The sequence below is a fragment of the Streptomyces sp. NPDC037273 genome, assembly GCF_055603625.1.
Genome location: NZ_JBVJVO010000008.1, coordinates 176448 through 187381, shown reverse-complemented (window position 1 = coordinate 187381; position 10934 = coordinate 176448). Strand labels below are relative to the sequence as shown.

Annotated in this window: 9 protein-coding genes and 1 tRNA gene; 2 read left to right on the top strand and 8 right to left on the bottom strand. The window is 71.6% G+C overall.

Annotation, left to right across the window (positions count from 1 at the left end):
- Positions 1-164 precede the first annotated feature (164 nt).
- The 7 genes from ACZ7G1_RS22515 to galU form a co-directional block, all read right to left on the bottom strand.
- A tRNA-Ala gene (locus ACZ7G1_RS22515) sits at positions 165-238 on the bottom strand.
- 94 nt (positions 239-332) lie between these two features.
- The gene (gene sepX / locus ACZ7G1_RS22510; RefSeq protein WP_470877504.1) at positions 333-1388 is read right to left on the bottom strand and encodes a divisome protein SepX/GlpR; all 1056 of its coding nucleotides are present in this window, start codon (positions 1386-1388) and stop codon (positions 333-335) included.
- Between the two features lie 136 nt (positions 1389-1524).
- Entirely contained in the window at positions 1525-2136 is a 612-nt protein-coding gene (locus ACZ7G1_RS22505; protein ID WP_470877505.1) for a GNAT family N-acetyltransferase, read from the bottom strand.
- Positions 2133-2717, bottom strand: a complete 585-nt coding sequence (locus ACZ7G1_RS22500; protein WP_470877506.1) for a MogA/MoaB family molybdenum cofactor biosynthesis protein — start codon at positions 2715-2717, stop codon at positions 2133-2135. The genes ACZ7G1_RS22505 and ACZ7G1_RS22500 overlap by 4 nt, the downstream gene beginning before the upstream one ends.
- Positions 2714-3199, bottom strand: coding sequence for a cyclic pyranopterin monophosphate synthase MoaC (moaC, locus tag ACZ7G1_RS22495; RefSeq protein ID WP_470877507.1), 486 nt, complete (start codon positions 3197-3199; stop codon positions 2714-2716). Before moaC ends, ACZ7G1_RS22500 begins: the two co-directional genes overlap by 4 nt.
- A 58-nt stretch (positions 3200-3257) precedes the next feature.
- Positions 3258-4622 carry a molybdotransferase-like divisome protein Glp gene (gene glp, locus ACZ7G1_RS22490; protein WP_470877508.1) on the bottom strand — a complete coding sequence of 455 codons (1365 nt, stop codon included), beginning with the start codon at positions 4620-4622 and terminating at the stop codon, positions 3258-3260.
- 4 nt (positions 4623-4626) lie between these two features.
- The gene (gene galU, locus ACZ7G1_RS22485) at positions 4627-5538 is read right to left on the bottom strand and encodes a UTP--glucose-1-phosphate uridylyltransferase GalU (RefSeq protein ID WP_470877509.1); all 912 of its coding nucleotides are present in this window, start codon (positions 5536-5538) and stop codon (positions 4627-4629) included.
- 104 nt (positions 5539-5642) lie between these two features.
- Here galU and ACZ7G1_RS22480 point away from each other — a divergent pair, with 104 nt between their 5' ends.
- Positions 5643-6236, top strand: a complete 594-nt coding sequence (locus tag ACZ7G1_RS22480; RefSeq protein ID WP_470877510.1) for a 5-formyltetrahydrofolate cyclo-ligase — start codon at positions 5643-5645, stop codon at positions 6234-6236.
- Here the strand turns inward: ACZ7G1_RS22480 and ACZ7G1_RS22475 are convergent.
- On the bottom strand, positions 6226-8973 hold the full coding sequence (locus ACZ7G1_RS22475; protein ID WP_470877511.1) for a penicillin acylase family protein: 2748 nt from the start codon (positions 8971-8973) through the stop codon (positions 6226-6228). The genes ACZ7G1_RS22480 and ACZ7G1_RS22475 overlap by 11 nt on opposite strands.
- 259 nt (positions 8974-9232) lie before the next feature.
- Between ACZ7G1_RS22475 and ACZ7G1_RS22470 the strand changes: the two genes are divergently transcribed.
- Positions 9233-10756 (top strand): potassium/proton antiporter, encoded by a 1524-nt coding sequence (locus tag ACZ7G1_RS22470; protein ID WP_470877512.1) that lies wholly within the window; start codon positions 9233-9235, stop codon positions 10754-10756.
- Positions 10757-10934 lie beyond the last annotated feature (178 nt).

Below are 10934 nucleotides of genomic sequence, written 5' to 3'. Positions count from 1 at the left end.
GATCGACTTCGGAAAAGTCGAGGAGACCGTCGCGAGTACGTCATGTCGCCAACGAAACGGAACCGGACGGTCGGACCCATCCCCAAACGCCGAGATCCCGTCCAGCCTGACGGCTGAACGGGATCTCAAGACGTTCACGAGAGCTACTCGCGAACTGTCGTTTGTGGACCTGTGGGGATTTGAACCCCAGACCCCCTCGATGCGAACGAGGTGCGCTACCAGACTGCGCCACAGGCCCTTGCGACGTGTGAAACATTAGCATCCCGAGCGGCTCAGGCAAAAATCCGCTTCACCGCAGGTCAGCCGAGGGCCGCCGCGGGCCCCCGGCGGGGTCATTCGTTGGCGGCGCGGGGGCGGTCGTCGTCGGCGTACTGGTCGAACAGCGGGGTGCGGCCGTGGTCGCGGTTGCGGCGCGGCGGGGTGGCCCGCTGACGGGGGGCCGGGGCGGGCGCCGGGGTGGGGTCGGCGGCCGTGGAGGAACGGGCGGCGCTCCAGGTCTCCGGGTCGGTGATGTCGATGCCGCTGGTGGCGCGCGGGGCGACCGGGGCGGTGACGTACGTGGGGAGCGGCACCGGGACGGGGTCCCAGCTGTCGCCGCGGGCGGGGCCGCGCTCGCGCTGCTGGTCGACCCATTCGGCGTGGTCGGTCTGCTCGACGAGGGCGCGCCGGTCGGCCTCCTGCGGCGAGGGAGCCGGGTCGGGGACGGGTTCCGGGGTGGGGGCCGGGCGGCGGCTCTCGCGGAGCCGGGCGGCCGCGGCCTCGGCGCGGCGCCGGTCCATCACGTACACGAAGCGCCGCCGTTCCTGGACCCGCAGGTGCACGATGTACGCGCTGAGGAGCAGTGCGGGGACCGCGGGCGCCCACAGGAAGGTGACGCCGCCGACTGCCGCGACGACCGCGCCGAGGGTGAAGGCGGCGAAGAGGAGCGTCGTGGTGCGCCGGCGCCGGGCGAGGACCTTGCCGCGGCGGGCCCGCTCGGCGGCCGTGCCCGGGGCGCCCGAGGGGCTCGGGGCACCAGGGGCCTGGCGGGCGGGCGCGGCGGCCTTGGCCGGGGCGGGTTCCGGTGCGGGCTCGGGCAGTTCGAGGCGCGCCTCGGTTCTGTCCGGGGGCGCGGAAAAGGCCCGGACGTCGACCGAGCTGAGATGCTCGGTCGCCGCGTCCGGGTCCACGTCGGGCGTCGGGCCCTCCGCCGTACGGTCCCGCTCCTTGAGCTCCTTGGCGTACCGGCGCTCCATGCCCGCCCGTCCGGAAAGCAGCCGGATGGCGGTGCTGAAGCGTTCCGTCGGACGGGCTTCATTGAGCTCGTCCTGCCTGCGGAGCCACATCGGCACCAAGTAGGCGGCCCAGGCCCCGACGATGACTGCGTAGATGAGGCCGCTGCTGCTCACGTTCCCACGGTAGAGGGGTTCGCGTGGGGGCATCGGCCAATTGGCCCGGTGTGTCGCACGATCTGGCTGATATCACTGAACTTTTTTGTGATTGTTCAGATCGTTTGCGTGCCAACTACCGATTAAATTCGAACACTTATTTTATTCTTGCCTGGTGCCAGCGCCTCAACAGCCCCTCCGGCACCTCCTCCGCCGTCAGCGCGAAGACCAGATGATCCCGCCAGGCGCCGTCGATGTGGAGATAGCGGGGCCGCAGCCCCTCCTCACGGAAGCCGAGCTTCTCCACCACCCGGCGCGAAGGCCCGTTCTCCGGGCGGATGCACACCTCCATGCGGTGCAGCCCGACCGCGCGGAAGCAGTGGTCGACGGCGAGCGCCACCGCCGTCGGCATCACCCCGCGCCCGGCGACCGCGCTGTCCACCCAGTACCCCACGTGCCCCGAGCACATCGAGCCCCAGGTGATCCCGGCCACCGTCAACTGCCCGACGAGCCGCCCCTGGTACTCGATGACGAACGGCAGCATCCGGCCCGCGTTCGCCTCCGACCGCAGATGGCGCACCATCTGACGGTACGTAGGCCGCTGGGCGACGGGCCCGCCCGGAGGCGCCGGCGGAACCGTCGCCTCCCAGGGCCGCAGCCACTCGCGGTTACGGCGGTTCACCTCGCGCCAGTCCCGCTGGTCGCGCATCCTTATCGGCCGGAGCACGACGTCCCCGTCGACGAGGATCACCGGCCAGGTCGGGATCACGAGGTTCTCGGGTGGTCGCCGCCACGGATCTGGTCGACGGCGTGCCGCAGCAGCGGCTCCAGGACCGCCAGACCGTCCCGTACGCCACCCGGGGACCCCGGCAGGTTCACGATCAGCGTGCCGCCCGCGACCCCGGCGAGACCGCGCGAGAGCGCCGCCGTCGGCACCTTCTCCCGCCCGTACGCCCGGATCGCCTCCGGGATGCCGGGGATCTCGCGGTCGAGGACCTGGCGGGTGACCTCGGGCGTCTCGTCGGTGGGCGAGATGCCGGTGCCTCCGGTGGTGACCACCACGTCGTACCCGGCGGCCACCGCTGCCCGCAGCGCCGCCCCGACCGGCGCCCCGTCCGGGACGACCCGCGGGCCGTCCACGGCGAAGCCCATCGCGGTCAGGCCCTCGGCGATCAGCGGGCCGCCCTTGTCCTCGTACACCCCGGCGGACGCCCGGTTGGAGGCGGTGACGACCAGCGCCGAGTACGGGGCGGACAGGGCGCCGCCGACGCCCTCGCCGAGGACGGCCGGGACCGGCTCGCTCTCCCGCGCCCCCTCGTGGACGCCGGCCACCTGGCCGCCGCGCGTCACGAGGCGCCCCGCGTCCAGTGGCCCGACTTGCCGCCCGTCTTCTCCTCCACCCGCACGTCCGAGATCACCGCGCCCTTGTCGACCGCCTTGACCATGTCGACGACCGTGAGAGCGGCCACCGAGACGGCCGTGAGGGCCTCCATCTCGACGCCCGTGCGGTCAGTGGTCTTCACGGTCGCCAGGATCTCGACGGCCTCGTCGGTGACGGCGAGGTCGAGCGTCACGCCCGAGACCGCCAGCGGGTGGCAGAGCGGGATGAGATCGGGCGTCTTCTTCGCGCCCATGATCCCGGCGATCCGGGCCGTCGCGAGCGCGTCGCCCTTCGGGACGCCCTCACCGCGCAGCAGCTCGATCACGCGCGGCGACACGAGGACCCGCCCGCTGGCCCGCGCGGTGCGTGCCGTGACGTCCTTCGCGGAGACGTCGACCATGCGGGCCGCACCCGCCTCGTCGATGTGGGTGAGACCTTGCTGCGTGCTCATGGCCGTGACACTCCCGGTCGCTGTATGGGGACGACACCGTACCCCCACCCTCGCCCCCTCAGCCGAGGAGGACCACTTCCAGCGTGCTGCCCGGTTCCACGAGCGTCTCGTCCTCCGGGACGACGAGCAGGCAGTCCGCGTGGGCGAGGGCCGCGATGAGATGGGATCCAGCGCCGCCCACGGGGGTGACGGTGCCGGCCTCGGGGTCGTAGGTGCCGCGGAGGAACTGGCGGCGGCCGGCGGGCGACGAGAGGGCTTTGTCGGCCGCGAGGACAGCGCGGACGCGGGGGCGGTGGAGGTCCTGGACGCCCATCAGGGCGCGGATCGCGGGGCGGACGAACAGTTCGAAGGAGACGTACGAGGAGACGGGGTTGCCCGGCAGGGCGAGCAGGGGGATCTGCTCGGCGCCGATGGCGCCGAAGCCCTGCGGCTTGCCGGGCTGCATGGCCAGCTTGCGGAAGTCGACCTGGCCGTCGGCGGTCAGCGCCTCCTTCACGACGTCGTACGCCCCGACGCTCACCCCGCCGGTGGTCACGATGAGGTCGGCCCGGATGAGCTGGTCCTCGATGGTGGCGCGCAGCGACTCGGCGTCGTCGGCGACGGCCCCCACCCGGTAGGCGAGCGCCCCGGCGTCCCGGGCGGCGGCGGCGAGCGCGAAGCTGTTGGAGTCGTGGATCTGGCCCTCGCCGAGCGGCTCGCCGGGCTGGACGAGCTCGCTGCCGGTGGAGAGGACGACCACCCGGGGGCGGGGGCGGACCTGCACGGTGCCCCGGCCGATCGCGGCGAGCAGTCCGATCTGCGGCGGCCCGAGGACCGTGCCCGCCGCGAGGGCCAACTCCCCGGCCCGTACGTCGCTGCCGGCCCTGCGGACGTGGGCGCCGGCCTCGGCGGCCCGGTGGACCCTGACCTCACCCCCGGCGCCCTCGGGGGCGGCGCTCGCCGCGCGCATGCCGGTGGCCGCGCCGCCGCCGGTGCCGCCGTCGGTCCACTCGACGGGGACGACGGCCTCGGCGCCGGGCGGCACCGGGGCGCCGGTCATGATCCGGGCGGCCTGGCCGGGGCCGACGGTGGGCAGTCCGCCGTCGCCGGCCGCGACGTCGCCGATGACGGTGAGGACGGCGGGGAACTCCTCGGTGGCACCGGAGACATCGGCGACCCGGACCGCGTACCCGTCCATGGAGCTGTTGTCGAAGGGGGGCAGCGCGACCGGCACCGTCACGTCCTCGACGAGGACGCAGCCCTGGGCGTCGAGGAGTTGCAGCTCGATGGGTTCGAGCGGGCCGACGGTCGCGAGGATGTCGGCCAGGTGCTCGTCCACCGACCACAGGCCGCTGGCCGGGCCCGCGCAGGGGTCCGCGGGGGCCGTCCCGTGGTCGTGGCCGCTGTCGTCGGGGGACGGCGACGGTGCCGTGCTGCTGCTCAAGGTGCTACATCTCCTCGCTGACGTATCTCCGGAGCCAGGCCCGGAAGTCCGGTCCCAGATCTTCACGTTCGCACGCGAGTCTGACAATGGCACGCAGATAGTCCCCGCGGTCACCGGTGTCATAGCGGCGCCCCTTGAACACGACGCCGTGCACCGGGCCGCCCAGCTTCTCGTCGGCGGCGAGCTTCTGCAGGGCGTCGGTCAGCTGGATCTCGCCGCCGCGGCCCGGCTCGGTCTCCCGCAGGGTGTCGAAGACGGCCGGGTCGAGCACATAGCGGCCGATGATCGCGTAGTTGCTGGGCGCCTCGGCCGGCTCCGGCTTCTCGACCAGGTCCGTCACCCGCACGACGTCCGAGTCGACGGTCGCCTCGACCGCGGCGCAGCCGTACAGGTGGATCTGCGAGGGCTCGACCTCCATCAGGGCGATCACGCTGCCGCCCTCGCGCTCCTGGACCTCGACCATGCGCGCGAGGAGCGGGTCGCGCGGGTCGATCAGGTCGTCGCCGAGGAGGACGGCGAAGGGCTGGTCGCCGACGTGCGGGGCGGCGCAGAGCACGGCGTGGCCGAGGCCGCGCGGGGTGCCCTGGCGCACGTAGTGCATGGTGGCGAGGTCGCTGGACTCCTGGACCTTGGAGAGGCGTTCGTCGTCGCCCTTCCGGCTCAGAGCTTCCTCCAGCTCGTAGTTCCGGTCGAAGTGGTCCTCCAGCGGACGCTTGTTCCGGCCGGTGATCATCAGGACGTCCGAGAGCCCGGCCGCGACGGCCTCCTCGACGACGTACTGGATGGCCGGCTTGTCGACGACCGGCAGCATCTCCTTGGGCGTCGCCTTCGTCGCCGGGAGGAAGCGGGTGCCGAGGCCGGCGGCGGGGATGACAGCCTTGCTGATCCGGCCGAGCCTGGGGAGCGACTGATTCATGCGGAGCACCTTAGTCGTTCGGAATGAGAGGAAGATGTGGCTTCGGTTAACTTCCTCCACATAAAGACAGTTACGAGACATTCGTTCATTCACATGAGGCCTTCATGACATCCGACCCGTCCGAAAAGACCCTGCTGCGCAGTCGACTTCTGGCCGCCCGTTCCGCGCTGAGCGCCGAGTCCCTGGCGGACACGGCCGAATCCCTCGCCCGCCACGGTGTGGAACTGGCCGAACTCGCGGAGGCCGGTACCGTCGCCGCCTATGTGTCGGTCGGCCGCGAACCGGGTACGCGCGCGTTGCTCGACGCGCTCCACGCGCGCGGGGTCCGGGTCCTGCTGCCCGTCCTGCTCCCCGACAACGACCTGGACTGGGCGGTGTACGAGGGGCGGGAGGCGCTGGCCAGGGCCGGCCGCGGTCTGCTCGAACCGACCGGCGCCCGGCTCGGCCCCGAGGCCGTCTGCGCCGCCGACGCCGTCCTGCTGCCGGGTCTCGCGGTCGACGGGCGCGGGATGCGCCTCGGGCGGGGCGGCGGCTCGTACGACCGGGTCCTGGCCCGGCTGGCCCGCGCGGGCGTGGACCCGGCCCTGGTGGTCCTCCTCTACGCGGACGAGGTGGTCGCCCGGGTCCCGGAGGAACCCCACGACCACCCCGTGCACGCGGTGGTGACCCCGGCCGGGGTCACCCGCTTCAGGGCTTGAGGACCAGCCGGTCCTTCGTCGCCGCGTCGACCGCCGCACCGCCGTAGGCCCAGTCGAGGAGCTCGCCCTTGGCCCACGCGTCCGTCTGGTCGGTGTAGTTCGAGTGGAAGGCGTGCCCGGAGGCGCCGGTCAGGTTGATCCACCGGGACTTGTCCCAGTCGCCGACGTTGACCACCATCCGCATCGACGGCACCCAGATGACCTCGTAGCCGCCGGCCGCGTTCCAGCCGGTGGCGTCGACCGCCGCCTCGCCGCCGCCCAGGTTCCACGGGCCGCGGTTGAGGAGCTGCTGCACGACGCCGGGCCCGGCGGTGCCGAGGGTCTGGTTCTTGAGGGTCAGCTGGTGCAGCCGGCCCCAGCTCCAGGTGGAGATGTCCTTGCCGAGCTTGGCGGTCAGCTCCCAGCGGGCGTCCTTCATGGCCTGGGCGAGCAGCTGGTCACGGGTCTCGGTGGGCTGGTCGGTGCGGCTGCCCGGGGTCGTCCACCAGTCGCTCTTCTCCTGCTTGAGGAGCGGGCGGACCACCTCGTACCAGCGGTCGCCGCCGTCCGGCTGCGCCGAGTCGGGGTCGCGCTCGCCGCACTCGCGGACGAGCTTGTTCTGCTCGTCGACCGGTCCGGTGGCGTCGACCGGGCGGACGTTGATGCAGTCGCCCTCGGCGCGCAGTTCCTTGGGCAGCTTGTTCCCGAAGGCGAGCTTGAGGACGTTGCGCCAGACCGCGTTGAAGTAGGCGGCCGCGGCGGAGTCGGGCTCCTGCGTGTAGTCCCAGCCTTCGAGGAGCTTCTGCGCCTCGCGGACGTACGGGTCGGAGATGTCGATCTTCAGCAGGAGCGGGTTCAGGAGCGTCGCGATCTCGCTGCGGTTGTCCGTCTGCATGGTGCGCATGTCGTCCGGCGAGATCTTGCCGCCGTCCTTGATCTTCGACTCGATGAGGTCGTTGATCCGCTGGCTGCGCGAGCCGTAGCCCCAGTCCTTGGTGAGCAGGTCGGGGTACTTCTTCTCGTCGATCACGGCCTGGTTGGCGGTGACGATGTAGCCGCGCTTCGGGTCGAACTCGTACGGCAGCTGCTCGAAGGGGATGTAGCCCTTCCAGCGGTAGGAGGAGTCCCAGCCGGGCGTGGGGAGGGTGCCGTCGCCCTTGGTGCGCTGCGGGATCTTGCCGGGGGACTGGTAGCCGATGTGGCCCTCGGTGTCGGCGTAGATCAGGTTCTGCGAGGGGACCTCGAAGTTCCTGGCGGCGGCCCGGAAGGAGGTGAAGTCCTTGGCGCGGTCGATGGCGAAGATGGCGTCCATCGACTTGCCGGGCTGGAGGGCGGTCCACTGGAGGGAGACGCCGTAGCCGGTGCCGCGGTCGGGCGCGGAGTTTCCGACGGGGGCCGCCTGGCCGACGGTCTCCAGCTCCGAGGAGCGGTCGGAGACGAGCGGGCCGTGCTCGGTGGAGCGGACGGTGATCTTGCGGTCGTCGCCGCCCGCGACCTTGATGGTCTCCTCGCGGCTGGTGAAGGGCTTGACCTTGCCGTCGACGAGGTAGCCGTCGGGGCCGATCTTCTCCAGGTAGAGGTCGGTGACGTCGGCGCCGAGGTTGGTGAGACCCCAGGCGATCTTGTCGTTGTGGCCGATGATCACGCCGGGCATGCCGGAGAAGGTGTAGCCGGCGACGTCGTAACGGCAGGTCGCCGAGACCGAGCGGCAGTGCAGGCCCATCTGGTACCAGAGGGACGGGAGCTGCGGCGCGAGGTGCGGGTCGTTGGCGAGCAGCGGCTTGCCGGAGGTCGTGTAGTCGCCGGAGACGACCCAGGAGTTCGAGCCGATGCCGTTGCCGTTGGGGCCGAGCAGTGCCGGGATCGAGTCGAGGACCTCGGAGAGCGCCCCGAGCTGGGACTGCGGCCCGTTGGAGCCGGGGCCGGTGCCCCGGGTGTCGCCGGTGCTCGCGCCCTCGCCCTGGCCCGCCTCGGCCTTCGGGTCGAACTTCCCGGTCAGCTCGTCGACGGCGCCCTGGCCGACGATCGGCTGGTGGAGCGCGTACGGGTAGGCCGGGTAGAGCTGCTTGATCTGGGCGGCGCTCAGCCGGCTGGTCAGCAGGGAGCGGTCGATCTCGTCCTGCATGTTGCCGCGGAGGTCCCAGGCCATCGCCTTCAGCCAGGCCACCGAGTCGACCGGCGTCCACGGCTCGATCGCGTAGTCGTTGGTCAGGGCCAGGGCCGCGTACTCGACCGAGATGTCGGCCGGCTTCTCGTGGTCCTTCAGGTAGGCGTTGACGCCCTCCGCGTACGCCTGGAGGTACTTCTTCGTCTCCGGCGCGAGGACCTCGTCGTACTCCTGCTGCGCGACCCGGCGCCAGCCGAGCGTGCGCAGGAAGGCGTCGGTGTCGACCTGGCTCTCGCCGAACATCTCGGAGAGCCGGCCCGCGGTCACGTGCCGGCGGACGTCCATCTCGTAGAACCGGTCCTGCGCCTGGACGTAGCCCTGGGCGCGGAAGAGGTCCGTCTCGTTGTCGGCGTAGATCTGCGGGACGCCGTTCGCGTCGCGCTTGACCTCCACCTCGCCGGAGAGCTTGTCGAGGCGGATCTCGCCGGTGGTCTGCGGGAACGAGGCCCGGACGGTGCTGACACCCCAGTAGCCGCCGAACCCGATGCCCACGACCAGTGCGAGGACCAGGACGAGGAGGATCAGGCGGGCGCGCCGCCCTTTCTTCTTGGCGGTCTTCTTGCCGGGGGGCGCGGTCGTGTTGGAGGGCATCGCTGTCCTTCGAGGGGCAGGGTGATCCTGGAGTACGGGAGCAACCTTAGGCGCAGCGTCCGTGGGGCCCGGACGCGGTGTCAGGAAGAGAACCGTACAGACGAGCGAGGAGTCGCAAAGAGAGCGTCAAGAAAACGTTAAAGATTAGGTAAGGTAATGAAGTGTCGGCCGCTGGAGGAACGATCCAGCTGCACGCGAGGGGAAGGAACGGCCACTGACTGTCCACGAGCTCAACGAACTCCTGCTCATCTGCTCGCTGGTGCTGCTGATCGCCGTCGCCGCCGTGCGGATCTCGTCCCGCAGCGGCCTGCCCAGCCTTCTGCTCTACCTGGGCATCGGCGTCGCCATCGGCCAGGACGGCATCGGCAACGTCGCCTTCGACAACGCCGAACTGACCCAGGTCATCGGCTACGCGGCCCTCGTCGTGATCCTCGCCGAAGGCGGTCTCGGCACGAAGTGGAAGGAGATCAAGCCGGCGCTGCCCGCCGCGGTCGTCCTCTCCACCGTCGGCGTCGCCGTCAGCGTCTCCATCACCGCCGCCGGCGCCCACTACCTCGTCGGCCTCGACTGGCGACAGGCCCTGATCATCGGCGCCGTCGTCTCCTCCACCGACGCCGCCGCCGTCTTCTCCGTGCTGCGCAAGGTGCCCCTGCCCTCGCGGGTCACCGGTGTCCTGGAAGCCGAGTCCGGCTTCAACGACGCCCCCGTCGTCATCCTCGTCGTCGCCTTCTCCACCGCGGGACCCGTCGACCACTGGTACGTCCTCGTCGGCACGATCGCCCTCGAACTCGCCATCGGCGTCGCCGTCGGCCTGGCCGTCGGATTCGCCGGCGCCTACGGGCTCCGCCACATCGCGCTGCCCGCCTCCGGCCTCTACCCGATCGCCGTCATGGCCATCGCCGTCACCGCGTACGCCGCCGGCGCCCTCGCCCACGGCTCCGGCTTCCTCGCCGTCTACCTCGCCGCGATGGTCCTCGGCAACGCCAAGCTGCCCCACGCGCCCGCGAACCGCGGCTTCGCCGAGGGACTCGGCTGGATCGCCCAGATCGGCATGTTCGTCCTGCTCGGCCTGCTCGTCACCCCGCACGAGCTCGTCCACGACTTCTGGCCCGCCGTCGTCATCGGCCTCGTCCTGACGATGGTCGCGCGCCCCATGGAAGTCCTGGTCAGCCTGCTGCCCTTCCGCATCCCCTGGCAGGAGCAGGCCCTGATGTCCTGGGCCGGCCTGCGCGGAGCCGTCCCCATCATCCTCGCCACCATCCCGATGGTGTCGCAGATCGAGGGCAGCGAGCGGATCTTCAACATCGTCTTCGTCCTCGTGGTCGTCTACACCCTCGTCCAGGGCCCGACCCTGCCCTGGCTCGCCAGGGCCCTGAAGCTCGGCGACTCCTCGGCCGCCGCCGACCTCGGCGTCGAATCCGCACCCCTGGAGCGGCTCCGCGGCCACCTCCTCTCCGTCGCCATCCCCGAGCACTCCCGGATGCACGGCGTCGAGGTCGCCGAACTGCGCCTCCCGGCCGGAGCCGCCGTCACCCTCGTCGTACGGGACGGGGCGAGCTTCGTCCCCGGACCCGCCACCGTCCTGCGCCACCACGACGAGCTCCTCGTCGTCGCCACCGACCCCGTGCGGGACGCCACCGAGCGCCGGCTGCGGGCGGTCGGCCAGGGCGGCAAGCTCGCCGGCTGGCTCGGCACCGGAGGCGCGACGGCGGCCTCGGCCCCCTCGGGCACGGCCCTGCGCTTCCAACGCCCCGGCGAGCACCACAAGCGAACATCCGGTTAATCCGAGGCATTAATTGGGGGGTACGAGCGTTTTCCCAGGCGGGAAGACGCTCTTCCCTGTACCATGAAGGCACACCTGATCGAACCAACTCTGCCTGACGCAGAGCTGGCGCGACCGTATGGCGGCCGTGGCGCCCCCTCCGCAGGGGGGCCGGCCCGGTATCTACCGCAGTAACGCG

Bases quoted from the DNA above. Each gene is read 5' to 3' on its own strand.
- moaC (WP_470877507.1), bottom strand. From the start codon at position 3,199: ATGAGCACGCAGCAAGGTCTCACCCACATCGACGAGGCGGGTGCGGCC.
- galU (WP_470877509.1), bottom strand. From the start codon at position 5,538: ATGAATCAGTCGCTCCCCAGGCTCGGCCGGATCAGCAAGGCTGTCATC.
- ACZ7G1_RS22475 (WP_470877511.1), bottom strand. From the start codon at position 8,973: ATGCCCTCCAACACGACCGCGCCCCCCGGCAAGAAGACCGCCAAGAAG.
- ACZ7G1_RS22480 (WP_470877510.1), top strand. From the start codon at position 5,643: ATGACATCCGACCCGTCCGAAAAGACCCTGCTGCGCAGTCGACTTCTG.